Consider the following 23,542-nt stretch of genomic DNA (forward strand, 5'->3'; position numbering starts at 1 on the left):
GGAGGTGGGGCCGATACTTGTTATTCCCCCTCGTTTCAGGAAGTACCCGTGACCGTGCCGATGAACCCGACGCCCGTGGCCGCTGCGAAATGAAGTCCTCGCCGAGTGCGCGCAGCTGGATTGCCGCCGGTGTGCGCCACGAATTGCTCACGCGCGCGCTGCCCGCCCTGCGGCACGACATGGCGGCACCTGTCTCGGTGGTCCGCATGGCGCTGCTGATGCTCAAGCGGCAGGTCGGCGCAGCCACCATCGACGCCGCCGCCTGCGAAGAGCGCGTGGCGCTGATCGACAATCAGGTGTCCGAACTGGTCGAGGCCATCCGCTCCCTGCGCGACTGGGAGCTGGCCACCACGGATGACGGCATCACCCGCAGCGCGCTGGTGGCGCAGTGCGTGGCCCTGATGCGCTCTGCCTTCGACCTGCACGGCGTGACGCTCGATGCGGACGCCTCGCTGGACCCGCAGGAAGACGAGCATCGCTGGCCCGCCGCGGCTGCGCTGCGCTACCTGTTCCTCGGTGCGCTGGGCTACCTGCACGACGGCGCGGCCGAGGCCGGGGCGATCCGGGTCGAGGCGGACGGCGCCAACGCACTGCGCCTCACGGCCCTGCCGCGCGAACCCGGCGGCACGCATGCCGTGCTCGACGCGCACCGTGCGCCGCGTGCGCTGGCCATCGACGCCGTCGCATTGCAGAACCTGGCCGAAGACCTCGGCTACGCCGTGGCGTTGGAAGGCGACAGCGTGCGCCTCGTGCTCGCGACCGGCAACTGAGCCTTTCCGCGTTTGCGCGCCGCATGGCCGCGCCGCTGCGCGCGCAGGAAGGCCAGCAGCCGCCGCTCGGCCGCATGCAGCCCGCGCGAGGGCTTGGTGGTGCGGTGCGCGGCGATCTTCTCGAACAGCACACCCGTGGCCTCGTCGCCATCCGAGAGCGCGCTGCCCAACGCCAGCACCGCCGGATGCACGTAGGCCTTCTTGCAGACCGCCGGCGTGTTGCCCAACTGCCTGGCGACGGCAGCCAGGATGTCCTTGGCGCTGTAGCGGCTGCCGTCGGCAGCGACGCGGCCCGGTTCGCAGGCCAGCAAGGTGAGCTCCAGCGCCTGCACCGTGCCGTGCCAGGTGCGGAAGTCCTTGGCGGTGAAGCGCTCGCCCTGCGCGGCCTCGGCCAGGTAGTCGTTCACGTCGGTGGACGAGATGCCGCGCAGTTCGCCGTCCTCGTCCTCGTACTGGAACAGCGCCTGCCCCGGCAGCTGCTGGCATTGCCGCACCACCCGGGCCACGCGCGGATCGTCGAGCTTCGCCTCGTGCATCACGCCGCTCTTGCCCCGGAAGCGCAGCCGCAGCGCCTGGCCCTGCACGGCGGCGTGCCGGCTGCGCAGCGTGGTGAGGCCGTAGGAGCCGTTGCTGTTCGCGTATTCCTCGTTGCCCACGCGCAGCAGCGTGGTGTCGAGCAGGCGCACCACCGCCGCGAGCACCTGGGTGCGGCCGGGCGCCTTGCGGCCTTTCGTCGACCGCAGGTCGCGCGCCACGCGGGCGCGGATGCGCGGCAGCGCGAGCGCGAAGGCTTCGAGGCGATCGAACTTGGTTTCGTCCTTCATCGAGCGCCAGTCGGCGTGGTAGCGGTACTGCTTGCGCCCGCGCGCGTCGATGCCTGTGGCCTGCAGATGGCCGTTGGGCAGCGGGCAGATCCACACCTGGGTGTAGGCGGGCGGGATGGCCAGCATGCGGATGCGCGCGATCTCGTCCACGTCGCGCAGCCACTGTCCATTGGCGTCGCGGTAGCGGAAACGCTCGCCGTGCTTCAGGCGGCGGATGCCGGGCATGCCGGGGTTCACGTAGACGAGGCCGTTGGCGATGGGCGTCGGCTTCGAAGGCGGCTTGGCAGGAGGGGAAGAGGCCGGCATGGGGTTTGCGTGGTGGCGTGACATCGCGCTTTTGCCAGCATCGACAATCGCCGGTTGTAGGACGCCGCAAGCGCCCTCGGTGCGGCAGGCGCGCTTGTGCGCCTGCGCCGCCTTCTTCTTCTTTCCTCTTGAACGGGTTCCAGAATGACTTCTTCCAGGTCCACTCTTTTCACCGCCCGCTGGCTGGCGGTGCCTGCCGCAGCGCTGTTGTTCACGGCCTGCGCGTCCACCACTTCCACTCCGACCGCCTCGGCCCCGGGCGCGCCCGTGAAGGTCAAGGTCTTCGTCGCCGCCATGTTCGAGATCGGCCAGAACACGGGCGACCGCGCCGGCGAGTTCCAACATTGGTACGAACGCTACTGGAAGGGCGCCAAGCCCATTGCGGTGCCCGGTGCGCTGCAGCCTGTGTACTGCAATGCCGACGGCGTGTGCGGCGCGGTGCTCGGCATGGGCAAGGTCAACTCGTCGTCGTCGATGCAGGCGATCCTGCTGAACCCGCAGTTCGACTTCTCGCAGAGCTACTACGTGATTTCCGGCGTGGCCGGCACGCCGCCTTCGCGCGGCACCATCGGCGAAGTGAGCTGGGCCACCTGGCTGGTCGACTACGACCTCGGCCACCGCTGGGCCCCCGAGGAGAACAAGCCCGGCGAGCCGACATTCATGCCGCGCAAGGGCTACGAGGAGTACCGCCGCTTCAAGCTCAACCCCGACCTCGTGAGCTGGGCCATGAGGCTCTCGGCCGACACGCCGCTCAAGGATTCGGACGGCGCGCGCAAGTACCGCCTGCGCTACCCCGACGCCGCGGCCCGCCGCGCGCCTTTCGTCGGCACCGGCACGCACATGACTGGCGACACCTTCTTCCATGGCCCCGGCATGTCGAAGCAGGCGCAATACATCGCCGGGCTCTACGGCGCCGACGACTACGTCATCACCGAAATGGAAGCCGCCGCCATCACCCTCGTGATCAAGCGCACGCACGGCACCGACCGCGTGATGAGCCTGCGCGGCGCGGTCAACTTCGACCAGGGCAGCCCGAAGGAAACCACGCTGCAGCACCTGGACCCGGCGCCGGGCGAAACGGCCGGCGGCTTCGCGGAGACGGTGGAGAACATCGAGCTGGTGGGCTCGCGCGTGGTCGATCACATCGTGACCAACTGGCCGAAGTGGCAGGGCGGCGTGCCGAAGCCCTGAGCGGGTTCAGGGCCGTGAAGGCTTCAGGTGCCATGTCACCGTGAAGTCGAACGGCGTCCAGCGGCTGACGGTGACGCCTGCCTGCCGCAGCCCGCGGCCGGTCCAGGTGTTGCAGGTCTCGAAGAGGTGATAACCGCCTTCGGCTTCGTAGAAGGCGTCGTCGTCGCCGTAGTGCGCGCCGGCGATGGGTGAGGCATGGCCCGAGGGCAGGGCGGCGCGCACGTAGCCGACCAGTTGTGCGTACTGTGCGTGCGAGAGCGGCAGGCTGTAGGCCCCGCGCGCCAGCTGTTCGCGCCGCAGGTAGCCCACATGCATCAGCGCGCGGTTGCCGCCCGACAGCGCCCCGAAGGCGCGCGCCGCCGTCAGGTCGCCCCAGGTGGGCGTGTTCAGGTAGAACTCGCGGTCGCCCCAGCCGATGGCGATGAATTCGGCATCGGGCGGCGGCGCCCTGAAGTCTTTCAGCGGAAACACCTGCAGCCAGTCGATGGTGGCCGAGCGGATCGGGAACACGTAGTCGGTGTGCACGCCGTTGCTCAGCACCCAGGCCTGTACGTCGCCCGGTGCATCGCCCGCAGGCCTCGCATTGGCGGGCCAGAACACCAGCGCGCAGGCCACGATCAGGTAGAGGCCTGTCAGCGCGGCGAAGCCCAGCAGCGTGAAGGCGATGCGGCGCAGCCAGCGTTTCGCCATGGCGCCGTCAGAACAGCGACGCGGTGGTCGACGCGGGCTCCGGCGTCGCGCGGTGCGCACCGGTCCCCGTGGGCGCGAGCGCCTCAGGGCTGCCCGCCTTCGCCAGCGCGCCCACGCGCACGCCCAGGAGGCGCAGCGGGCGCTCCAGCGGCACGCGCTTGAGGCACAGGCCGCCCGTGTGGCGGATGGTCTTCGCGTCGGACGTGAAGCGCTCGATGGTCTGGTCGCGCGTGGCGATCTTGAAGTCGTCGTAGCGCAGCTTGATGCCGATGGTCTTGCCCACGTAACCCTTGCGCTGCAGGTCGGCGGCCAGCTGCTCGCACAGGTGGGTGAAGATCGCGCCCAGCTCGGCGCGGTCGCGCACGGCGTGCAGGTCGCGGTCGAAAGTGGTCTCGCGGCTCATCGACACGGGTTCGCTCTCGGTCACCACCGGCCGGTTGTCGCGGCCCCAGGCCACCTCGTGCATCCACGCGCCCGTGGCCTTGCCGAAGGTGGCAACGAGCCAGTCGCGGTCGCGCGCCGCGAGCTGGCCCACGGTCTCGATGCCGAAGCGCTTGAGCTTCTCGTCGGCCTTCGGCCCGATGCCGTTCACCTTGCGGCAGGGCAGCGGCCAGATGCGCGTTTCGAGGTCGTGCTCGTAGACCACCGAGATGCCGTTGGGCTTGTTGAACTCGCTCGCCATCTTGGCGATGAGCTTGTTGGGCGCCACGCCGATGGAGCAGGTCAGGCCGGTGGCGTCGAAGATGGCGGTCTGGATCAGCCGAGCCAGCGAGCGCCCGCCGTCGCGCTGGCCGCCGGGCACGTCGGTGAAGTCGATGTACACCTCGTCCACCCCGCGGTCTTCCATGAGCGGGGCGACCTCCAGGATGATGTTCTTGAAGGCGCGCGAATAGCGCCGGTACTCGTCGAAGTCCACCGGCAGGATGATGGCCTGCGGGCACAGCTTGGCGGCCTTCATGAGCCCCATGGCCGAGCCGATGCCGAACTGCCGCGCGGGATAGGTGGCGGTGGTGATCACGCCGCGGCCCGTGTAGTCCTTCAGCAGCGGAAAGGCCGCGACCGGAATGTCGGCCAGCGTGCCGCCCTCGGGCAGGTCGCGGATGGCCTCGTCCACGCGCCGCCTGCCGCCGCCGATCACCACCGGCAGGCCCTTGAGCTGCGGATAGCGCAGCAACTCGACGGACGCGTAGAAGGCGTCCATGTCGAGGTGGGCGATGCGGCGCATCGGCGGGGATGTCGGGGGCTCGGAACTCACGTTGACGATTGTCTCGCGCTCCGGCGGTGTTCGCCTGCCGGGCGACCGCGTGCAAGAATGCGCCCGATTGCAGATGGACCCTCCGATGGCATGGGAAAGGGAAATGGCATGGATGACGAAGTCGAAGGCTTGAGCATCGCGCTGACGCCGGTGCAGATGGCCGCGGTACTGGGCGGGCAGGACGTGCCCGAATCCGCGAGCTGGAGCAACCGGCTCTGGGGCACCGTGGGGCTGGTGGGCGGTGTCGTGGAACTGGTCGGCGCCGGCGTGCTCTGCGTCGCACCCGAACCCACGATGGTGACCAAGGCCGGCTGCGTGGTGCTGGGCGTGCACAGCTTCGACACCATGGCGACGTCGGGCCGCCAGATCTGGACCGGCACGCCGCAGCGCACGGCCACCGCCGTGACCGCCAGCTCGGCGGCCGAGGCGCTGGGCGCTTCGCGCGACACGGCCGATGGCATCGGGCTTGCGGTGGATGTGGCGGTGCCGCTGGTCGTGGCATCGGCGCTGGGAGCCGCACGCATCGTCGCCGTGATGCGCGGCGGCCGCATCCGGCTGGCCGAGCACGAGGCCGCAGCGGGATCGAGGCTGGGCGGCCACACCATGGCGCGGCATGTCGGGCAGACCGACGCCCAATTGCTGGCCAGGGTGCGAACCGCCACCCGGCCGGGTCCCAGGGCCGTGTCCACCTTTGGCGACCTTGCCACCGCGGAGCGCGCGATCACCGAGACGCTGCGTGTCAACGCCGCCGCGGTGCGCGCGTGGTCGCGCGGGGCGGCCGCGGGCAGCAAGTCGCCGGAGCTGGAGCACGTGCTGAGCTACGTGGTGGGGCGCGGCGTGCAGTTCGGCAGCACGGCCGTCAATGACCTCTCCGGCGTGCGGATCATCCTCAAGATGGAAAGCTACAACGGCAAGCCGTTCTACATCCTCACGGCCTATCCGATCTGAGCGCCGCGGCGCGGCGCAGCAGGCCTACGGGAAAGAAGGGGCTTCGCCCGTCGTCCACACGTCGGCGCCGAGCTCGCTTGCAAGACGGGCCACGAGCTTCGCGGTGCGCTCGCGCAGCGGGGCAATGCGGGCCTGCAGGCCGGCCCTGGGCAGCGCAACGGCCTGGCCGGGTTCTTCGGAATCGGGGTCGCTTTCGCGGATGTAGAGCGTGCCGTTGCGAGCCCAGACCTCCACCGCCCAGCCCTGGTCCTGGTCGTCGTAGATATTGCCCTCGTCGTGCCCGGCCACGGCGACGAGGAAGTGGTCCATGGAAGAGAAGGTGTCGTACCAGGGGAAGGACAGGTGCACGTCCGCCTCCTCGTTGTCGAGCCGCAGGTCCATCCAGAAATACTGGCGTACCTGGTGGAGTTTCAATGCGTGCTGCCGGGCCAGCGCGGCCACCTGGCCGTAGTACGCGGCAAGCTCCGCCTCGTGCCCGATGGCCTCCGAGGTGCGCACTCGCAAGCGCTCGGCGCGCTGGAATTCCGGCAATGCGAGCGGCTCGGGCCGCTGGTACGGCGCAGCGTTGAACGCGTCCCACAAATGAAATGCGATCTCGGGCTCCAGCGAGTTGATCGGCTTGGCATCGGCGAACCAGGGTTCCACTTGCGCGCTCCTCTGAATGGTCGAGCGGACGATGTTAGCCCGCGTCGAAGGTCGTGTGCCGCGCGTTGTGCGGCACACCGCGAGTGCTATCTCTCCTCGGGTGGCGTGGTGCTGTCGCCGGCGTCGGGCGGTGCCATCTCGCGCATCAGGCGGTCCACTGCTTCGTCGTTCATCGGCTCGGCCGGCGCGAGCGCGGTGGGCGAGGTGCGCAGCCAGCGCGTGGTGGCCGGCAGCGCCATCACCAGCGCGGTCACGGTGGCCAGCACCGCCAGGTAGGGCGCCAGCGCCCGTGCCACCGCGGCCACTGGCGGACGCGGCGCGGCCTGCCCGCGCGCCAGCACCAGCGCATAGCCGAAAGGCGGCAGCAGGAAGCCGGCCTGCAGCACCAGCAGGGTGAGCGTGGCGATCCAGGCCGCGTCGTCGAGCTGCGCGAGCACCGGCGGCATCACGATGGGCACGATCAGGAAGATCAGCTCGAAGGCGTCGAGCACGAAGGCGCATGCCAGCAGCACGGCAAGCACCACCAGGAGCCCGACCATGGGATGCCCCTGAAGCGCCAGCATGAGCCGCGCGATCAGCCCGTCGGTGCCGAAGCCGCGCAGCAGCAGCGAGAAGGTGGTGGCCGCCGCCAGCAGCGCATACAGCGCGCCGGTGAGCGCCATGGCGTCGTCGAGCACCTGCCACAGCACCGGTCGCGTGAGCTGGCGCGACACCACGCCCCAGCCGAGCAGCAGCACGCAGGCGGCGGCCGCGCCCTCGACCGCGCGCACCTTGCCCAGCGTGACCAGCAGGAGCAGCGCGCCGATCAGCAGGGGCACGAGCAGCAGCGTCCAGCCTTCGCGCCAATCCATAGGCTCGCGCGGCGCCACGGGTCGGGGCTTGCGCCGTGCGCCGAACCACGCGACCGCGAGCCAGCCGAGCAGCAACGCCGCCGCCGGCACCAGCGCCGCCTGCAGGATGTCCTGCGTGTTGACGATGCGGTTGGCTGCGCCGGCGGCAGCCGTGGGCAGCGCCAGCGCGCGCGCCATGTTCACGCCCTCGGTGTGGGCGCGCAGCATCGCGTCGCCGAGCAGCAGCAACACCAGCGAGGGCGGCACGATCACGCCCAGCGTGCTGGTCACGGCCACGAGCGCGGTGCGCCGTGCCGCGGGCAGGCCTTCGCGTGCCCAGCCCTTGCCGGCGGTGCGCGCGAGCATCAGCAGGCTGGCGCCGACCGAGCCGTTCATCGGCGCGAGCATCAGGCCCAGCACCATGCCGGCCAGCTCGGGTGCCGCGCGTGGCGCGACGAAGGCCAGCGCCTTGCGCAGGCCGTTGTACAGATGCTCGGCCAGCGCCAGCCGGTTGAGTAGCGCGCCCACCAGCGCATAGAGCGCCAGCGCCTGCAGCAGATCGTGCTCCAGCAGGCCGACGATGCGCCACGGCAGGTTCTGCAGCAACGCGACATCGAACGCGCCCAACGCCAGCCCGGCCGCTGCGCCCAGCGTGCACACGCCGAGCAGCACGGCATAGGTCGGCCAGCCGGTGGTCATCATCAGCGCCAGGGCCAGCGCGAGCAGGGCGAGTCCGAGCCAGGCCATCTATTGCCCGGGCAGTCGACGTTCGTGCCAGAGGTCGAGCACGCTTTGCACCGCCAGCAGCACCGCGAGCAGCAGCAGCGCCACCTTGATCATGAAATAGCCGGGGTTGAAGGTGTCGGGGAACAGTTCGAACGCGGCCACCGCGCGCAGCACCGGCACGGTGCCCGTCGCGATCAGGAACAGTGCCCACGGCAGCACGCACAGCGCCGCGCCGATGCGGCGCAGCCGCGCATAGCGCCCGGCGGTGTCGGCGGCCAGGTCGGGCCGCGCCACCAGATGCGCGCCGCGGCGCCCGGCATGCCGCAGCGCCACGGCCACGTACAGCGCGAACAGCCACTGCGCGAGGTCGTTGGCCTGCGTCGGTCCGTTGCCCGAGCCGGCAAGGTCGCGCAGCGGCCATTGCGCGAACAGCAGCAGCGCGATGGCGATGGCGAAGGGCATCGCCGCGCGGTCGACCCAGTCGAGCCCGCGCGGCACCGGTGGCGCGGGGCGGGTCTCTGGTGTTTCGGCCGGTGGCGTCATGCGTGGCGATCCTGTTCCCCGAACCTGACTTCCACCTGTGGGCGCCGCGGGTCATGGCTTGCGTGGTGGAGCATGCCGGTGCCATCATCCGCGCCATGCAAACCGTCGCCTCCATCCTCTGGCGCAGGCTCGATGTACCCGGCCACGACGCCTGCCGCCTCGAACGCAATGCTTCGGCCTGGCAACTCGATGGTGCGGCCGTGTTCCGGCTGGAAGACGGCCGCAACGGCCAGCTGCACTACCGCGTGCGATGCGACCTGCACTGGCACACCCAATGGGGCACGGTGCGCGGCTGGCTCGGCGATTCGGCCGTCGACCTGTCGATCGCCCGTGACGCGCACGGCCGCTGGAAGCTCAACGACGAGGCGGTGCCCGACCTGTCGCACTGCGTCGACCTCGACCTGGGCTTCACGCCCGCCACCAACCTGCTGCAACTGCGCCGGCTCAACCTGGCGAAGGGCGAGGGCGCCGATGCGCCGGCGGCCTGGGTCGACCTCGACGGCGGCGGCGTGCTGAGCGAGCTGATGCAGCGCTACGAGCGGCGCAGCGACACCGAATATGCCTACGAGGCGAAGCGCTTCGACTATGCGGCGACGCTGGGCGTGACGCAAGACAGCTTCGTGCGCGACTATCCGCGGCTCTGGGTCGCCGAAAAGTAATGCCGGAGCGCGAGTCGCGGTTCGCCTTCTCGTCGTCAGCTGGCGAAGCGCCTGCGGTATTCCACGAGGCTCACGCCCAGGCGGCGGCCGAACGCGCGCCTGAAGCCGTCCACGTTCGCATAGCCCACCGCATCGGCCAGCCGCTTGGCCGGCAGGTCTGACTCCTCGGCCAGGCGGCGGGCGGCGTCGATCCTCGCATTCTCGACAAACTCCGCCGGCGTGGTTCCGGTTTCGCCGCGGAAGATGCGCGCGAAGTTCCGCTCGCTCATGCCGGCGCGCAAGGCGAGGGCCGGCACGGACAGGTCGTCCTTGAGGTTCGCGAGCACGTGGTCCTGCACCTCGCGCATGTTGGAGCGCTCCGAGGTCTGTGCCGCCAGGTGGGCGCTGAACTGGCTCTGGCCGCCGGGCCGCTTGAGGAACATCACCAGCTGGCGCGCCACGCTCAGCGCGAGGTCGCGGCCATGGTCTTCCTCCACCATGGCCAGCGCGAGGTCCATGCCGGCCGTGACCCCGGCGGAGGTGAAGAGCTGGCCGTCCCTCACGTAGATCGCGTCCGCCTCGACGCTCGCTAGCGGGTAGTCCGACGCGAGGCGGCCAGCGAGCTTCCAGTGGGTTGCCACGCGCTTGCCGTCGAGCAGGCCGCTGGCGGCCAGCACGAAGGCGCCGCTGCACACCGAGCCATAACGCCGCACGGTGCGGGCCTGACGCCTGAGCCAATCCTGCAGTTGCATGTCGGTCGCCATGTCTTTCACGCGGGGGCTGCCCGCAACGAGCAGGGTGTCGATGGCGCCGCAATGCGTGGCCACCGTGGAATCGACACCCAGCCGCAATCCGCCGCTGCTCTTGAGCATGCCTTCCCCGGTGCCGATCACCTGGACCTGGTAGGCGCGCGGTTTGCCGAGCTGCTGCGATGCCTCGGCGAAGACGTCGGCGGGCCCGGCCACGTCGAGCAGCTGGAAACGGGGGAAAGCGAGGATGGCGACGCGCATGGCAGACAAGGCCCCGGGATTGGCGGAAAACGCCGTGAGTTGGCAAAAACGACGGTGGGAGTCTGGCGGAAAATACAAACTAATGCAAATCCAGACAAGGGCGTCCGACATGCAAAACCAAGCTCTGAATCCTTCTTCACCGGCCATTGCGTCGATCGCGCCTCGCGCGCAAGCCTCCGTGCGCAATCTCCCGGTCAACCTGTTCGCCTCGGTGATGGGCCTTACCGGACTGGCCCTCGCATGGCGGCTCGCGCACGACAGCCTGGGTGCGCCGGCCATCGTCGGCGAGACCGTCGGGGCGTTCGCGCTGGGCGTCTTCGTGCTCATCTCGATGGGCTACCTGGCAAAGCTCGTGAGGCACCCGCAGGCGGTGCAGGCGGAATTCCACCACCCCGTGGCGGGCAACTTCTTCGGCACCATCGCGATTTCCATCCTGCTGCTGTCGGCCGTCGTGGCGCCGTACAGCGCGCCCCTGGCGCACCTCGCGTGGACCGTGGGGCTGCTCGCGACCCTGGCACTGAGCTTCGTCGGCCTGTCGAGGCTGCTGAAGGGGCAGGTGGATGCCTCGCTCGCCGTGCCGGCCTGGATCATCCCGGGCGTGGCCACGCTCGACATTCCCGTCACCGGCGCGCACATGCCGATGGCATGGGCGCCCGAACTCAATCTGGCCGCCGGCGCGGTCGGCGCGGTGCTGGCGCTCGTGCTCTTCACGATGATCATCGGCCGGCTGGTGCATCGCGACCCGCTCGCTCCCGCCATGGAGCCGTCGCTGATGATCCTGGTGGCGCCCTTTGCGGTGGGCTTTCTCGCGTACACCAACATCGTCGGCGAGATCGACCGCTTTGCCTCGCTGCTCTTCTACTTCGGCCTCTTCATGTTCGCGGTGGTCGCGCCGAAGGTGTTCCGCCGCGGCGCCACGTTCTCGCCGAGCTGGTGGGCGATCGGCTTCCCGTTGGCCGCGCTCGCCAATGCCGCGCTGAAGTACGCCGGGTCGCGCGCGAGCGAGCCGCTCTGGGTGATTGCCGTGGCGCTGCTGGTCGCGCTCAACCTGGCGCTGGCGGTTCTCACGGTGAAGACCGTGCGGATTGCGCTCAACGGGAAGCTGTTCGCCTGAGCCTCAGACATGGGCGTTCGCCCCGCGCGCAACGACCATCCAGCAGGCCGCAGTCAGGCGGACCTCATCGCCGTGCACGTAGGGCTCGAAGGCGGCGTGCACCGTGTCGATGACCTGCACGCGCGTGCGCTCGTCAGCCTGCTGAAGGGCAAGGCCGACGGGACCGAGCCGGCTCAGGTAGCCGGGCAGCGCCGTCCCGGGCATCGTGCAGGGCACGTCGATGGGCTGGATGTCGATGCCGGCCCAGCCGCTCTCTTCGAGGATCGCCTGGACCCGCTGCCTGTCCGCGAAGGCGAACTGGCCTGGCGCGTCCGGCCGGCGGGCAGGGAGGTACGGCAGCAGTGGTGCGGCGGCGCGCTCCGCGGTCGTCATGAACGGGTTCTCCGCCGCACTGCGCCAGGCGATGAACCGCAGTTCGGCGCCTTCTCTCGCGGCCCGCAGCAGGTTCGCGAAGCCCTGCACGGGCTCGTCGAAGAACATGACGCCGAAGCGCGACATGATGCGGTCGAAGCTCGCGGGCTCCAACGCGTGGGTCTGCGCATTGGCGCAGATGAAGCGTGCCGGCGTGCCTTCGCGTTCGGCGCGGATCCGGGCGGCGGCGATCATCGGCTCCGAGATGTCGATGCCGACACAGCCGCCTTCGCTGCCCTGCCGCCGCGCGACGGCGAGCGTGGTGCTGCCCGTGCCGCAGCCAACGTCGAGCACACGGCTCGCGGGGTTGGCGGACACCGCTTCGACGAGCAGGTCTTCGAGCGGCTGGAACAGGCGATCGAGCGTGGCCTGCGCGTCGACCCAGGCGCGCCCGGCCAGGCCGTTCCAGAGCCTGGCCTGTTCGTCGCCGGGCTGTTGTGTGGCTTCCATGGTCGTTTCCTTGTGCTTGCCTTCGAGAGGCGGAAACCGCACTATGCAAGTTCAAGTCGACTTGAGGTCAAGAGGGTGATGAAGCATCTGGATATCGGCGAGGTCGCGCAACGCTCCGGCGTGCCCGCCTCCACGCTGCGCTACTACGACGAAAAAGGCCTCGTCGCCTCCACGGGCAGGCAAGGCCTGCGCCGCCTGTTCGATCCCGGCGTGCTGGAGCGGCTCGCGCTGATCGCGCTGGGGCGTGCCGCCGGCTTTTCGCTGGACGAGATCGCGCGCATGTTCGGGCCCGACGGGCAGCCGCGCATTGACCGGGTGATGCTCACGGCCAAGGCGGACGAACTCGACCGCACGATCCGCAGCCTGAGCGCCATGCGCGACGGCCTGCGGCACGCCGCTGTGTGCCGCGCGCCCAGCCACATGGAATGCCCGACCTTTCGCCGCATCCTCGAGGCTGCGGCGTCCGGGGCCATCGGCGGGCGAAGGAAGAAGGCCCCGAAGTAATCAGGCCGCGTTCGCCATCAACGACAGGTCGCGCGCCGCCTGCAGCATCAGCTCGCGCGCGCGGTCCAGCGACGGGATCGCATGGCGGTCGATGCGCCGGATGTACGGCGTGGTGAGCACCGCCAGCGCATGCCCGTGCGGGCCGAAGATGGGGCACGAGATGTCGATCACGCCGAAGTACTGCAGGCTCTCGCGCTGCCGGTAGCCCGTGGCGCGCACGGCCTCGAGCATGTGCTCCAGCTCGTCGGGCGGGATCTGCACCTCGCCGTCGAGCGCCACGTGCTCGGCCACCATCTGCCGGCGCCGCTCGTCCGATTCGCAGGCCAGCAGCACCTGGCCCGAGCCGGTGTCGAGCAGGTTCACGCGCGTGCCGGGCCGCACCGTCATGCTGCTCGCCGCCGGGCTGTTGACCTGCGCCACGATCTGGACGTTGCCCCGGTCGTACACGCCGAGGTGGCAGGACTGCTCGGCTTCCTTCACGTAGCGGTCCATCACCGGCAGCGCCTGCGTGACCAACCGGTGGTTCGGCGGGTAGCGGTGCGCCAGGTCGAACATCTTCAGGCTCAGGCTGTAGCGGTCGCCGGCGAGCGAACGCAGCACGTACTGGCGCGCCACCAGCCGTTCGAGCATGCGGTAGATCTCGCTCGGGCCACGGTCCAGCGCTTTCACGATCTCGCCGCGCGTCAGGCCCTCGGGTTGGTCCGCCAGCAGTTCGAGGATGTCCAGGCCCTTGTCGAGCGCGGGTGCGCGGTAGCGGTCCTGGTCTTCGGTCGGCTTGCTCAAGATGTCTGGATGGATAGATTTGTTCACGTATGAATTTCAACAGCAGACCTATCTTTTTGCAAGTTTGGTTCTACGGGTAAGCACTCATCAAGTGGGCTTGACGTCAAAAATTCGTCTGTAAATACTATGTTCACAAATGGACTAAGAGGCAAGACCTTCGGCAGGACTCCCGCTGCCCGCGACCCACATGATTCAGCGCATCGACTCGCATCAGCATTTCTGGCGGCCCGCGCGCGGCGACTACGCGTGGCTGCGTGCGGACGTGCCCGCCCTGGCGCCGCTGGTGCGCGACTTCCTGCCCGAGCATCTCGTGCCGCTGCTGCAAGCACATGGCATCGGGCGGACCGTGCTGGTGCAGGCGGCCGACTCGGAAGCCGAAACGGATTTCATGCTCGAACTGGCCGCTGCACACGACGTGGTCGGCGGCGTGGTCGGCTGGGTCGACCTGAGCCGGGCCGAGTCCGTCGCCTCGCTGGAGCGAATGGCGGCACAACCCAAGTTCAAGGGCGTGCGGCCGATGCTGCAAGACCTGCCCCAAGACGACTGGATCGCGCACGCGCCGCACCCCGACGTGCTGCGGGCCATGGTGCGCCTGGGGCTGCGCTTCGATGCGCTCGTGACGCCGCGGCACTTGGCGCCGCTGCTGCAGTTCCTGCGCGAATGGCCGCAACTGCCGGTGGTGATCGACCATGCGGCCAAGCCGCCCGTGGGCAGCGCCGATGGCGAAGCCGTCGCTGCGTGGCGCCGTCAGATGTGCGAGATCGCGGCGCTGCCGCAGGTCTGCTGCAAGTTCTCGGGCCTCTGGACCGAGGCGCCGCCCTCCATGCACCGCGATGCGGATGTCGTCACCTACGCCGTGCGGCCGCTGTGGGAGCACCTGCTCGAATGCTTCGGCCCCGATCGCCTCATGTGGGGCAGCGACTGGCCAGTGCTCACGCTGGCCGGCGACTACGCGGGCTGGATCGCCCTCAGCGAGGCCTGCATCGGCAGCCTCGCGACCGGCGAGCAGGCCCACGTGTGGCACGGTACCGCGCAGCGCTTCTACAACCTGCCATTGCATCGGGAAATCCCATGACGCAACCCATCGTCGTCCTGCGCGACCTGAGCAAGTCCTTCGCCGGCGTGCGCGCGCTCGACAAGGCGCAGTTCGACCTGCTGCCCGGCGAGGTGCATGCACTCATGGGCGAGAACGGCGCGGGCAAGTCCACGCTGATGAAGGTGCTGGCGGGCGTCTACCGCAAGGACTCGGGCGAGGTGCTGCTCGACGGCCAGCCCGTGGACATCTCGAGCCCGCGCGCGGCCCAGGCGCTGGGCATCGGCATCATTCATCAGGAGCTCAACCTGATGAATCACCTGAGCGCCGCGCAGAACATCTTCATCGGCCGCGAGCCGCGGGGGCGCCTGGGCCTCTTCATCGACGAGGAAGCGATGTGCGCCGAGACGCAGCGCATCTTCGAGCGCATGAACCTGCGCCTGGACCCGCGCACGCCCGTCGGCGAGCTCACCGTGGCCAGGCAGCAGATGGTGGAGATCGCCAAGGCGCTGTCCTTCGACTCGCGCGTGCTCATCATGGACGAGCCCACCGCCGCGCTGAACAACCAGGAGGTGGCCGACCTGTTCCGCATCATCGGCCAGCTCAAATCCCAGGGCGTGGCCATCGTCTACATCTCGCACAAGATGGACGAGCTCAAGCGCATCGCCGACCGGGTGACCGTGATGCGCGACGGCCAGTACATCGCCACCGTGCCGATGGCGGCAACGCCGATGGACTCGCTCATCGCGATGATGGTGGGCCGCCAGCTCACCGAGGTGGAGAACGACTTTCCCGACACCACGGGCAACGAGATCGTGCTCGAGGCGCGCGGCATCACGCGCGGCACGATGGTGCGCAACGCGAGCTTCGTGCTGCGCCGCGGCGAGATCCTCGGCTTCGCGGGCCTCATGGGCGCGGGCCGCACCGAACTCGCGCGCGCCGTGTTCGGCGCCGACCGCATCGACGCGGGCGAGGTGTTCGTGCACGGCAGGAAGGTGCACATCAAATCGCCCGAAGACGCGGTGGCCTGCGGCATCGGCTACCTGTCGGAAGACCGCAAGCATTTCGGGCTGGCCACCGGCATGGACGTCGAGACCAACATCGCGCTGCCGAGCATGAAGAAGTTCTTGTCGATGGGCCTGTTCATCGACCAGGGCGCCATCGAGGCGGCCGGCGAGCGCTACGTGAAGCAGCTCAGCATCAAGACCCCCTCCGTGCGCCAGCAGGTGCGGCTGCTGTCGGGCGGCAACCAGCAGAAGATCGTGATTGCCAAGTGGTTGCTGCGCGACTGCAGCGTGCTGTTCTTCGACGAGCCCACGCGCGGCATCGACGTGGGCGCCAAGGCCGAGATCTACCGCCTGCTCAACGAACTGGCCGCGCAGGGCAAGGCCATCGTGATCATCTCTTCGGAGTTGCCCGAGATCCTACGCGTGAGCCACCGCGTGCTGGTGATGTGCGAAGGCCGCATCACCGGCGAACTCGGGGGGCGCGAAGCCTCGCAGGAAAAGATCATGCAGCTCGCCACCCGGCGCGAAGCTGCCGCCACCGCATGACGACTGGAGACAACCCCTTGACGACCCCCACCGCCACCACCGCCGCGACGACCACCGATGCACCGGGCTTCTCGCTGAAGGCGCGGCTCTTTCGGCCCGCCACGCGCCAGAAGCTGCTGGCCTTTGCCAGCCTCATTGCGCTGATGGTGTTCTTCAGCTTCGCGTCGCCGCAGTTCCTGCAGACCGACAACCTCGTGAGCATCCTGCAGTCGACCGCCGTGAACGGCGTGCTCGCCATCGCCTGCACCTTCGTCATCATCGCCGCGGGCATCGACCTCTCGGTGGGCACGCTGATGACCTTCTGCGCCGTCATGGCCGGCGTGGTGCTCACCTACATGGGCATGCCGCTCGCGCTCGGCATCGCGGCCGCGATCTTCTTCGGTGCGCTGGCCGGCTTCGTCTCGGGTGTGCTGATCGCCAAGCTCAAGATCCCGCCCTTCATCGCGACGCTGGGCATGATGATGCTGCTCAAGGGCCTGTCGCTCGTGATCTCGGGCACCAAGCCGATCTACTTCAACGACACGCCTGACTTCCCGGCGATCTCGCAGGATTCGCTCATCGGCTACTTCATTCCGGCGCTGCCGATCCCGAATGCGGTGCTGATCCTGTTCCTGATAGCAATGGCCGCGAGCCTCGTGCTCAACAAGACCATCCTCGGGCGCTACACCTTCGCGCTCGGCAGCAACGAGGAGGCGGTGCGCCTGTCGGGCGTGAACACCGACTTCTGGAAGATCGTGGTGTACACGGTGAGTGGCGGCATCTGCGGCATCGCGGGCCTGCTGATCGCCTCGCGGCTGAACTCCGCACAGCCCGCGCTCGGGCAGGGCTACGAACTCGATGCGATTGCGGCCGTGGTCATCGGCGGCACCTCGCTCAGCGGCGGCACCGGCACCATCGTCGGCACGATCATCGGCGCCTTCATCATGAGCGTATTGACCAACGGCCTGCGCATTCTCTCGGTCGCGCAGGAATGGCAGACGGTGGTCACGGGCGTGATCATCATCCTGGCCGTGTACGCGGACATCCTGCGCCGCCGCGGCAGCAGCAAGCAGTGAACCACCCGGATTTCCACAACCACAGGAGACTTCGCATGATCCAGAGAAGAGCAGTCGCAACCACGCTCGGTGCAGCCCTCATCGGCCTGTCGGGATTCGCACAGGCACAGCAGGCGCAGGAGATCTACATCCCGCTCGTGTCCAAGGGCTTTCAGCACCAGTTCTGGCAGGCCGTGAAGTCGGGCGCCGAGCAGGCTGCCAAAGACCTGAAGGTGAAAGTCAGCTTCGAGGGCCCCGAGACCGAGGCCATGGTCGACAAGCAGATCGACATGCTCTCGGCCGCGCTCGCCAAGAAGCCGCAGGCCATCGGCTTCGCCGCGCTCGACAGCCAGGCCGCGATTCCGCTGCTGAAGAAGGCGCAGGCCGCGAAGATCCCGGTGGTGGCGTTCGACTCGGGCGTGGACAGCGACATTCCCGTGACCACCACCACCACCGACAACAAGGCCGCCGCCGCGCTCGCCGCCGACAAGATGGCCGAGCTCATCGGCAAGAGCGGCGAAGTCGCGCTGGTGGTGCACGACCAGACCAGCCGCACCGGCGTCGACCGGCGCGACGGCTTCGTCAACCGCATCAAGTCCACCTACCCGAACATCAAGATCGTGAGCGTGCAGTACGGCGGCGGCGACCAGTTGAAGTCGACCGAGATCACCAAGTCGATCCTGCAGGCCTCGCCCAACCTCAAGGGCATCTTCGGCGCCAACGAAGGCTCCGCCATCGGCGTGGTCAACGGCGTGAAGGAGATGAAGCGCAACGGCAAGGTCGTGATCATCGGCTACGACTCGGGCAAGCAGCAGAAGAACGCGATCATGGAAGGCAGCATGGCCGGTGCCATCACGCAGAACCCCGTGGGCATGGGCTACAAGACGGTCGAGATGGCGGTGAAGGCCATCAAGGGCGAGAAGCTGCCGAAGGTGGTCGACACGGGCTTCTACTGGTACGACAAGACCAACATCGCCGACCCCAAGATCGCCTCTGTGCTGTACGACTGATCGCCTGCCCGCGAAGACCCCATGACCATTGTTCGCTCCATGCGCGTGCTCGACGTGCGCTTTCCGACCTCGCAGCATCTGGACGGCTCCGATGCGATGAACCCCGACCCGGACTACTCCGCGGCGTATGTCGTGCTCGAAACCGACCGGCCGGGGCTCGAGGGCCACGGGCTCACCTTCACCATCGGGCGCGGCAACGAGATCTGCTGCGCGGCCATCGAGGCGATGCGCCATCTGGTGGTGGGGCTGGACCTGGCATGGGTGGCGGAGGACATGGGGCGCTTCTGGCGGCACGTTACCTCCGACAGCCAGCTGCGATGGATCGGTCCCGACAAGGGCGCGATCCACCTGGCGACCGGCGCCGTGGTCAACGCGATGTGGGACCTGTGGGCCAAGTTCGAAGGCAAGCCCGTGTGGCAGCTCGTGGCCGACATGAGCCCCGAGGAACTGGTGCGCTGCATCGACTTTCGCTACATCACCGACTGCATCGGGCCCGATGAAGCACTGGCGCTGCTGCGCGAGGCCGCCGCTGGCAAGGCCGAACGCGTCGCCACGCTGCAGGCCGAGGGCTACCCCTGCTACACCACCTCGGCCGGCTGGCTCGGCTACTCCGACGAGAAGCTGCGGCACCTCGCGCAGGAGGCGGTCGACGCGGGCTTCAACCACATCAAGCTCAAGGTGGGCCGCGACCTGCAGGACGACATCCGCCGCCTGCGCGTGGCGCGCGAAGTGCTCGGGCCCGAGCGGCACCTGATGATCGACGCCAACCAGGTCTGGGAGGTCGGCCAGGCCATCGACTGGGTGCGGCAGCTGGCGTTTGCCAAGCCGTGGTTCATCGAGGAGCCCACCAGCCCCGACGACGTGGAGGGCCATCGCAAGATCCGCGAGGGCGTCGCACCGGTGAAGGTGGCCACGGGCGAGATGTGCCAGAACCGCATCATGTTCAAGCAGTTCATCATGCGCGGCGGCATCGACGTGGTGCAGATCGACGCGTGCCGGCTCGGCGGCGTGAACGAGATCCTCGCGGTGATGCTGATGGCCGCGAAGTACAAGCTGCCGGTGTGTCCGCACGCCGGCGGCGTGGGGCTGTGCGAGTACGTGCAGCACCTGTCGATGATCGATTACCTCTGCATCTCGGGCACGCGCGAAGGCCGCGTGGTCGAGTATGTGGATCATTTGCACGAGCACTTCGTCGAGCCCTGCGAGATCCGCAACGCGGCGTACATGCCGCCGAAGGGTGCGGGCTTTTCGATCACGATGAAGCCGCAGTCGCTCGAGCAATACCGTTTCCGCGGATAGAGAAAGGCACCGCGCAACATGGACCTGAATCTGAAAGACAAGGTGGTGATCGTCACCGGCGGCGGCAGCGGCATCGGTGCAGCCATTTCGATGACGCTGGCGCAGGAGGGCGCGGTGCCGGTGATCTGCGGGAAGAATCCGCTCGACGCACCGTTCGAGGAGGCGCTGCTCGCCCTGCAGCCGCGCGCGCGCTTCTTCCAGTTCGAGCTGATGGAAGAGGCCGCCTGTGCCAAGGCCATTGCCGACACCGCCGCGGAGTTCGGCCGCATCGACGGCCTGGTCAACAACGCGGGCGTGAACGACAGCGTGGGACTGGAGGCGGGGCGCGAAGCCTTCGTCGGTTCGCTCGAACGCAACCTCGTTCACTGCTACGTGATGGCGCACTATTGCCTGCCGCACCTGAAGGCGAGCCGCGGCGCGATCGTCAACATCTCGTCGAAGACGGCCGTGACGGGGCAGGGCAACACGAGCGGCTACACCGCGGCCAAGGGCGCGCAGCTGTCGCTCACGCGCGAGTGGGCTGCATCGCTGTTGGAAGACGGGGTTCGCGTGAATGCGGTGATTCCGGCCGAGGTGATGACGCCGCTGTATCAACGGTGGATTTCCGCATTCGACGAACCCGACCGAAAGCTCGCCGAGATCACCGACAAGATTCCGCTCGGCCGCCGCATGACCACGCCGCAGGAGATTGCAGACAACGTCGTGTTCCTGCTGTCGGAGCGGGCCTCGCACACCACCGGGCAATGGGTGTTCGTGGACGGCGGGTATACGCACCTGGACCGGGCATTGACCTGATCTATTTCCTGATTCGACCGGAGCGACCCATGCGCCACTTCCTGGCTCTCGATTTGAAAGACGATCCTGCATTGATCGCCGAATACGAGGCTTATCACCGCGACATCTGGCCCGAGGTGCGAGCGCATCTGCATGCGCACGGTGTAACGGGCATGGAGATCTACCGGCTCGGCACGCGAATGGTGATGTCGATGGAAACGGACGATGCGCGCTACGACGCCCGGGCCATGGCGCTTGCAACGCGGAACAATCCAAAGATTCGGGACTGGGAAGAACTGATGTGGAAGTTTCAGGCACCCACGCCCTGGACACCTGAAGGAGAGAAGTGGACGGAGATGGCCAGGATCTTCTCGCTGTAATCAAAAGATTCAAGTTTTGATTCCGAGGAACTTAATAATCTTTCCCGCCGCTTACATTTGGTCGGCACAATGCCGCCATGCCAAATATCGCGTCCATCCTTAAATCCGAAATCTCCCGCGTCGCCCGCAAGGAAGTCCGCGCGGAAATCGAAACCCTCAAGAAGGCATCCGTCCATCACCGATCCGCCATCGCCGCGCTGCGCCGGCAGGTGGTTGCGCTGGAAAAGGAGCTGCGCAACGTTGCCAAGGGCACCGCCCGTGGTGCACGTGCAAGCGAGCCCGATGAAGAGGGAGACGGCGGGCCGAAGCGCCGGTTCAGCGCTGGCCGATTGGCTGCGCATCGCACGAAACTCGGTATTTCCGCCGCGTCTTATGGACAGCTGGTGGGTGTGTCCGGCCAGACCATCTACCACTGGGAACAGGGCAAGGCCCGCCCGAGGGCTGCGCAGCTGGAGAGCCTGGCTGCCGTGCGCGGGATGGGTCGGCAGGAAGTGGCGCAGCGGCTGGAATCCAACTAGCTGGCTGGCCCTTTCTTCAGGGCTCGGCAGGTCACGGTCACCGAATAGGCTTCAGGGGCAGCAGGCGCAAGCCATTGCGGGAGGCTCAGAAAGTGCCCGGCAGCAGGATGCTCGAATCGACCTCGTCGATGTTCGTGCGGCCACAGAAGGCCATCGTGATGTCGAGCTCCTTGTGGATGATCTGCAGCGCGCGCGTCACGCCTTCCTGTCCGTAGGCGCCCAGCCCGTACAGGAAGCTGCGGCCGATCATGGTGCCGCGCGCGCCCAGCGCGCGGGCCTTGAGCACGTCCTGTCCGCTGCGGATGCCGCCATCCATCCACACCTCGATCTCGCTGCCCACGGCCTCCACGATGGCCGGCAGCGCGGCGATGGACGAAGGCGCGCCATCGAGCTGGCGCCCGCCGTGGTTCGACACGATGAGCGCATCGGCGCCGCTGCTCGCCGCGAGGCGCGCATCTTCCACGTCCATGATGCCCTTGAGGATCAGCTTGCCGCCCCAGAGCTTCTTGATCCACTCGACGTCCGCCCAGCTCAGCGCCGGGTCGAACTGTTCGGCGGTCCACGACGACAGCGACGACAGGTCCTTCACGCCCTTGGCATGGCCCGCGATGTTGCCGAAGGTGCGGCGCTTCGTGCCCAGCATGCCCATGCACCAGCGCGGCTTGGTCGCGAGGTCGATCAGGTTCCTGATGGTGGGCTTGGGTGGCGCGGTCAGCCCGTTCTTGATGTCTTTGTGGCGCTGGCCGAGAATTTGCAGGTCGAGCGTGAGTTGCAGGGCCGTCACATTGGCCGCCTTGGCGCGCTCGATCAGGCGCTCGATGAAGTCGCGGTCTTTCATCACGTAGAGCTGGAACCAGAACGGATGCCGGTCGGTGTTGGCGGCGATGTCTTCCAGCGAGCAGATGCTCATGGTCGACAGCGTGAACGGAATGCCGAAGGCCTTGGCCGCGCGGGCGCCAAGGATCTCGCCGTCGGCATGCTGCATGCCGGTGAGGCCGGTGGGCGCGATGGCCACAGGCATGGCGGTTTCCTGGCCGACCATGGTGGTGCGGGTGGAGCGGCCTTCCATGTTCACGGCCACGCGCTGGCGCAGCTTGATCTTCTGGAAGTCGCTTTCGTTGGCGCGGTAGGTGCCCTCGGTCCATGCGCCGGAGTCGGCGTAGTCGTAGAACATCTTCGGCACGCGCCGCTTGGCGATCACCCGCAGGTCTTCGATGCTGGTGATCTTGGAAAGGTCTGACAAGGGCTGTCTCCTGAGCGGTTCTTGTGGGGGGCGAAGCGAATCGGCCATTATCTTCAGGCACCCCGACACGCCATCTGAAAAAAGCCGGCCCCGCTGCTGAAAAAATTTCAGTTCAGTCGCGCAGCGCCTCGCGCAGCCATTCGACGAAGGTTGCGCACTCCCGGCGCTCCATCGCGCCGGGCCGCCAGCACAGGAAGTAGGCGTTGGGCGAGGGCACGCTGCGCGGCGACAGCCGCACGAGCCGCCCGCTGTCCAGCCATGCGCTGCCCAGCCGCAGGTGCATCAGCACCACGCCGAAGTCTTCGGCCGCCGCGTCGAGCGCCAGCCCCAGGTCGTTGAACTGGTGGCCCGTGGCCGGCTCGGGCAGGCCCACGCCGCAAGCCTTGAACCACGTGCGCCACGACTCCAGCGGCGTGCGCAACAGCTGCGCGCGCAACACCTCGGCATCGGTGGCGAAGCCGTCGAAGGGACCGTGGCGCTTCAGGTAAGCGGGGCTGCACACCGGCGAGACCTCGTCGGCCAGCAACTGGAAAAACTCGCGGTCGTGAAAGGGACCGGTGCCGAAGCGCAGCTCGATGTCGGCTTCCTCGACCGTGGTGTTGCGCACCGGCGTGGTCACCTGAAGCATCAGCTCGATGTTCGGATACGCATCGCGAAACCGTGCGAGCCGCGGCAGCAGCATCTGGCGCGAGAAGGTCGGCGTGACCGCCACGCGCAGCCGTCGCACCTGCGACTCGGGCTCGCGGCCGGGCACCTGCTGCAGCGCTGCGATGGCCTCGCGCACGCGCGCCAGGTAGGCCATGCCGTCGGCGCTGAGGCCGAAGTCGCCGCCCACGAAGAACTTGAGGCCCAGCAGCAGTTCGAGCTGGCGGATGCGATGGCTCACCGCGCTGGGCGTCACGCTGAGTTCGTCGGCGGCCAGGTTCACGCTGCGAAGGCGCGCGACAGCCTCGAAGGCCTGCAGGCCCTGGGTCGAGGGGAGACGCGGAGAAACCATCTTTTGTTGGCGGAGGGAGGGGGTTAGGATGGTAGCGAACGCTCTCGGTCACTCCTGGCGGAC

General features: G+C 68.1%; 25 protein-coding genes. 14 read left to right on the top strand and 11 right to left on the bottom strand.

What is annotated here, in order from left to right; genetic code table 11:
- Positions 1-89: 89 nt before the first annotated feature.
- Positions 90-770: a hypothetical protein gene (locus PMI12_RS06480; RefSeq protein ID WP_007830343.1), complete on the top strand. Its 681-nt coding sequence runs from the start codon at positions 90-92 to the stop codon at positions 768-770.
- On the opposite strand, the gene PMI12_RS06485 is transcribed toward PMI12_RS06480, so the two are convergent.
- Entirely contained in the window at positions 713-1,900 is a 1,188-nt protein-coding gene (locus PMI12_RS06485; RefSeq protein WP_007830345.1) for a DNA topoisomerase IB, read from the bottom strand. The two genes, PMI12_RS06480 and PMI12_RS06485, sit on opposite strands and share 58 nt — an antisense overlap.
- Before the next feature lie 144 nt (positions 1,901-2,044).
- On the opposite strand from PMI12_RS06485, the gene PMI12_RS06490 reads away from it, so the two are divergent.
- Positions 2,045-3,091 (top strand): purine-nucleoside phosphorylase, encoded by a 1,047-nt coding sequence (locus PMI12_RS06490; RefSeq protein ID WP_007830348.1) that lies wholly within the window; start codon positions 2,045-2,047, stop codon positions 3,089-3,091.
- Between the two features lie 6 nt (positions 3,092-3,097).
- On the opposite strand, the gene PMI12_RS06495 is transcribed toward PMI12_RS06490, so the two are convergent.
- Positions 3,098-3,781 (bottom strand): TIGR02117 family protein, encoded by a 684-nt coding sequence (locus tag PMI12_RS06495; protein WP_007830350.1) that lies wholly within the window; start codon positions 3,779-3,781, stop codon positions 3,098-3,100.
- A gap of 7 nt (positions 3,782-3,788) precedes the next feature.
- Positions 3,789-5,006: a DNA polymerase IV gene (dinB, locus tag PMI12_RS06500; protein ID WP_007830351.1), complete on the bottom strand. Its 1,218-nt coding sequence runs from the start codon at positions 5,004-5,006 to the stop codon at positions 3,789-3,791.
- A 138-nt stretch (positions 5,007-5,144) separates the two neighbouring features.
- Between dinB and PMI12_RS06505 the strand changes: the two genes are divergently transcribed.
- Positions 5,145-5,984 (top strand): RNase A-like domain-containing protein, encoded by an 840-nt coding sequence (locus PMI12_RS06505; RefSeq protein WP_007830353.1) that lies wholly within the window; start codon positions 5,145-5,147, stop codon positions 5,982-5,984.
- A gap of 24 nt (positions 5,985-6,008) precedes the next feature.
- Here PMI12_RS06505 and PMI12_RS06510 read toward each other — a convergent pair whose 3' ends face one another.
- The 3 genes from PMI12_RS06510 to PMI12_RS06520 form a co-directional block, all read right to left on the bottom strand.
- Positions 6,009-6,629: a hypothetical protein gene (locus PMI12_RS06510; RefSeq protein ID WP_007830355.1), complete on the bottom strand. Its 621-nt coding sequence runs from the start codon at positions 6,627-6,629 to the stop codon at positions 6,009-6,011.
- A gap of 86 nt (positions 6,630-6,715) precedes the next feature.
- Positions 6,716-8,206 carry a TRAP transporter large permease subunit gene (locus PMI12_RS06515; protein ID WP_007830357.1) on the bottom strand — a complete coding sequence of 497 codons (1,491 nt, stop codon included), beginning with the start codon at positions 8,204-8,206 and terminating at the stop codon, positions 6,716-6,718.
- Positions 8,207-8,728 carry a hypothetical protein gene (locus PMI12_RS06520; RefSeq protein WP_007830359.1) on the bottom strand — a complete coding sequence of 174 codons (522 nt, stop codon included), beginning with the start codon at positions 8,726-8,728 and terminating at the stop codon, positions 8,207-8,209.
- 2 nt (positions 8,729-8,730) lie between these two features.
- Between PMI12_RS06520 and PMI12_RS06525 the strand changes: the two genes are divergently transcribed.
- On the top strand, positions 8,731-9,387 hold the full coding sequence (locus PMI12_RS06525; protein WP_237726052.1) for a putative glycolipid-binding domain-containing protein: 657 nt from the start codon (positions 8,731-8,733) through the stop codon (positions 9,385-9,387).
- Positions 9,388-9,422: 35 nt separating this feature from the next.
- On the opposite strand, the gene PMI12_RS06530 is transcribed toward PMI12_RS06525, so the two are convergent.
- Entirely contained in the window at positions 9,423-10,376 is a 954-nt protein-coding gene (locus PMI12_RS06530) for a GlxA family transcriptional regulator (RefSeq protein ID WP_007830363.1), read from the bottom strand.
- Between the two features lie 109 nt (positions 10,377-10,485).
- On the opposite strand from PMI12_RS06530, the gene PMI12_RS06535 reads away from it, so the two are divergent.
- Positions 10,486-11,490: an SLAC1 anion channel family protein gene (locus PMI12_RS06535; RefSeq protein ID WP_007830365.1), complete on the top strand. Its 1,005-nt coding sequence runs from the start codon at positions 10,486-10,488 to the stop codon at positions 11,488-11,490.
- A 3-nt stretch (positions 11,491-11,493) separates the two neighbouring features.
- Here the strand turns inward: PMI12_RS06535 and PMI12_RS06540 are convergent, their stop codons facing one another.
- Positions 11,494-12,351 (bottom strand): class I SAM-dependent methyltransferase, encoded by an 858-nt coding sequence (locus PMI12_RS06540; protein ID WP_007830367.1) that lies wholly within the window; start codon positions 12,349-12,351, stop codon positions 11,494-11,496.
- 78 nt (positions 12,352-12,429) lie between these two features.
- On the opposite strand from PMI12_RS06540, the gene PMI12_RS06545 reads away from it, so the two are divergent.
- Complete coding sequence (locus PMI12_RS06545; RefSeq protein ID WP_007830370.1) at positions 12,430-12,855, top strand: helix-turn-helix domain-containing protein; 426 nt, start codon at positions 12,430-12,432, stop codon at positions 12,853-12,855.
- On the opposite strand, the gene PMI12_RS06550 is transcribed toward PMI12_RS06545, so the two are convergent.
- Positions 12,856-13,638, bottom strand: coding sequence for an IclR family transcriptional regulator (locus tag PMI12_RS06550; protein WP_007830371.1), 783 nt, complete (start codon positions 13,636-13,638; stop codon positions 12,856-12,858).
- A 187-nt stretch (positions 13,639-13,825) separates the two neighbouring features.
- Here PMI12_RS06550 and PMI12_RS06555 point away from each other — a divergent pair, with 187 nt between their 5' ends.
- From PMI12_RS06555 to PMI12_RS06590, 8 genes are all read left to right on the top strand, one after another.
- Positions 13,826-14,713 (top strand): amidohydrolase family protein, encoded by an 888-nt coding sequence (locus PMI12_RS06555; protein WP_007830381.1) that lies wholly within the window; start codon positions 13,826-13,828, stop codon positions 14,711-14,713.
- Positions 14,710-16,224 (top strand): sugar ABC transporter ATP-binding protein, encoded by a 1,515-nt coding sequence (locus PMI12_RS06560; RefSeq protein ID WP_007830382.1) that lies wholly within the window; start codon positions 14,710-14,712, stop codon positions 16,222-16,224. Before PMI12_RS06555 ends, PMI12_RS06560 begins: the two co-directional genes overlap by 4 nt.
- A gap of 17 nt (positions 16,225-16,241) precedes the next feature.
- Complete coding sequence (locus PMI12_RS06565; RefSeq protein WP_007830383.1) at positions 16,242-17,279, top strand: ABC transporter permease; 1,038 nt, start codon at positions 16,242-16,244, stop codon at positions 17,277-17,279.
- Positions 17,280-17,314: 35 nt separating this feature from the next.
- Complete coding sequence (locus tag PMI12_RS06570) at positions 17,315-18,268, top strand: ABC transporter substrate-binding protein (protein WP_007830384.1); 954 nt, start codon at positions 17,315-17,317, stop codon at positions 18,266-18,268.
- Positions 18,269-18,289: 21 nt separating this feature from the next.
- Positions 18,290-19,567, top strand: a complete 1,278-nt coding sequence (locus PMI12_RS06575) for an L-fuconate dehydratase (protein ID WP_007830385.1) — start codon at positions 18,290-18,292, stop codon at positions 19,565-19,567.
- Positions 19,568-19,585: 18 nt separating this feature from the next.
- Positions 19,586-20,362 (top strand): SDR family oxidoreductase, encoded by a 777-nt coding sequence (locus PMI12_RS06580; RefSeq protein WP_007830386.1) that lies wholly within the window; start codon positions 19,586-19,588, stop codon positions 20,360-20,362.
- Between the two features lie 29 nt (positions 20,363-20,391).
- Positions 20,392-20,721 carry an L-rhamnose mutarotase gene (locus PMI12_RS06585; protein WP_007830388.1) on the top strand — a complete coding sequence of 110 codons (330 nt, stop codon included), beginning with the start codon at positions 20,392-20,394 and terminating at the stop codon, positions 20,719-20,721.
- Between the two features lie 77 nt (positions 20,722-20,798).
- Positions 20,799-21,239 (top strand): helix-turn-helix domain-containing protein, encoded by a 441-nt coding sequence (locus tag PMI12_RS06590; RefSeq protein WP_007830390.1) that lies wholly within the window; start codon positions 20,799-20,801, stop codon positions 21,237-21,239.
- An 85-nt stretch (positions 21,240-21,324) separates the two neighbouring features.
- Here the strand turns inward: PMI12_RS06590 and PMI12_RS06595 are convergent, their stop codons facing one another.
- The gene (locus PMI12_RS06595; protein ID WP_007830393.1) at positions 21,325-22,482 is read right to left on the bottom strand and encodes an alpha-hydroxy acid oxidase; all 1,158 of its coding nucleotides are present in this window, start codon (positions 22,480-22,482) and stop codon (positions 21,325-21,327) included.
- 112 nt (positions 22,483-22,594) lie between these two features.
- On the bottom strand, positions 22,595-23,479 hold the full coding sequence (locus tag PMI12_RS06600) for a LysR substrate-binding domain-containing protein (RefSeq protein ID WP_007830396.1): 885 nt from the start codon (positions 23,477-23,479) through the stop codon (positions 22,595-22,597).
- Positions 23,480-23,542 lie beyond the last annotated feature (63 nt).

Origin of the sequence: Variovorax sp. CF313, assembly GCF_000282635.1 — a bacterium.
Lineage (GTDB): Bacteria > Pseudomonadota > Gammaproteobacteria > Burkholderiales > Burkholderiaceae_C > Variovorax.

Excerpts from the sequence above, each read along its gene's own strand:
- PMI12_RS06585 (WP_007830388.1), top strand. The coding sequence starts at position 20,392 with ATGCGCCACTTCCTGGCTCTCGATTTGAAAGACGATCCTGCATTGATC.
- PMI12_RS06590 (WP_007830390.1), top strand. The coding sequence starts at position 20,799 with ATGCCAAATATCGCGTCCATCCTTAAATCCGAAATCTCCCGCGTCGCC.
- PMI12_RS06580 (WP_007830386.1), top strand. The coding sequence starts at position 19,586 with ATGGACCTGAATCTGAAAGACAAGGTGGTGATCGTCACCGGCGGCGGC.
- PMI12_RS06560 (WP_007830382.1), top strand. The coding sequence starts at position 14,710 with ATGACGCAACCCATCGTCGTCCTGCGCGACCTGAGCAAGTCCTTCGCC.
- PMI12_RS06520 (WP_007830359.1), bottom strand. The coding sequence starts at position 8,728 with ATGACGCCACCGGCCGAAACACCAGAGACCCGCCCCGCGCCACCGGTG.
- dinB (WP_007830351.1), bottom strand. The coding sequence starts at position 5,006 with ATGCGCCGCATCGCCCACCTCGACATGGACGCCTTCTACGCGTCCGTC.
- PMI12_RS06545 (WP_007830370.1), top strand. The coding sequence starts at position 12,430 with ATGAAGCATCTGGATATCGGCGAGGTCGCGCAACGCTCCGGCGTGCCC.
- PMI12_RS06535 (WP_007830365.1), top strand. The coding sequence starts at position 10,486 with ATGCAAAACCAAGCTCTGAATCCTTCTTCACCGGCCATTGCGTCGATC.
- PMI12_RS06495 (WP_007830350.1), bottom strand. The coding sequence starts at position 3,781 with ATGGCGAAACGCTGGCTGCGCCGCATCGCCTTCACGCTGCTGGGCTTC.
- PMI12_RS06530 (WP_007830363.1), bottom strand. The coding sequence starts at position 10,376 with ATGCGCGTCGCCATCCTCGCTTTCCCCCGTTTCCAGCTGCTCGACGTG.
- PMI12_RS06570 (WP_007830384.1), top strand. The coding sequence starts at position 17,315 with ATGATCCAGAGAAGAGCAGTCGCAACCACGCTCGGTGCAGCCCTCATC.
- PMI12_RS06485 (WP_007830345.1), bottom strand. The coding sequence starts at position 1,900 with ATGCCGGCCTCTTCCCCTCCTGCCAAGCCGCCTTCGAAGCCGACGCCC.
- PMI12_RS06515 (WP_007830357.1), bottom strand. The coding sequence starts at position 8,206 with ATGGCCTGGCTCGGACTCGCCCTGCTCGCGCTGGCCCTGGCGCTGATG.
- PMI12_RS06600 (WP_007830396.1), bottom strand. The coding sequence starts at position 23,479 with ATGGTTTCTCCGCGTCTCCCCTCGACCCAGGGCCTGCAGGCCTTCGAG.
- PMI12_RS06480 (WP_007830343.1), top strand. The coding sequence starts at position 90 with ATGAAGTCCTCGCCGAGTGCGCGCAGCTGGATTGCCGCCGGTGTGCGC.
- PMI12_RS06505 (WP_007830353.1), top strand. The coding sequence starts at position 5,145 with ATGGATGACGAAGTCGAAGGCTTGAGCATCGCGCTGACGCCGGTGCAG.
- PMI12_RS06490 (WP_007830348.1), top strand. The coding sequence starts at position 2,045 with ATGACTTCTTCCAGGTCCACTCTTTTCACCGCCCGCTGGCTGGCGGTG.
- PMI12_RS06540 (WP_007830367.1), bottom strand. The coding sequence starts at position 12,351 with ATGGAAGCCACACAACAGCCCGGCGACGAACAGGCCAGGCTCTGGAAC.
- PMI12_RS06575 (WP_007830385.1), top strand. The coding sequence starts at position 18,290 with ATGACCATTGTTCGCTCCATGCGCGTGCTCGACGTGCGCTTTCCGACC.
- PMI12_RS06555 (WP_007830381.1), top strand. The coding sequence starts at position 13,826 with ATGATTCAGCGCATCGACTCGCATCAGCATTTCTGGCGGCCCGCGCGC.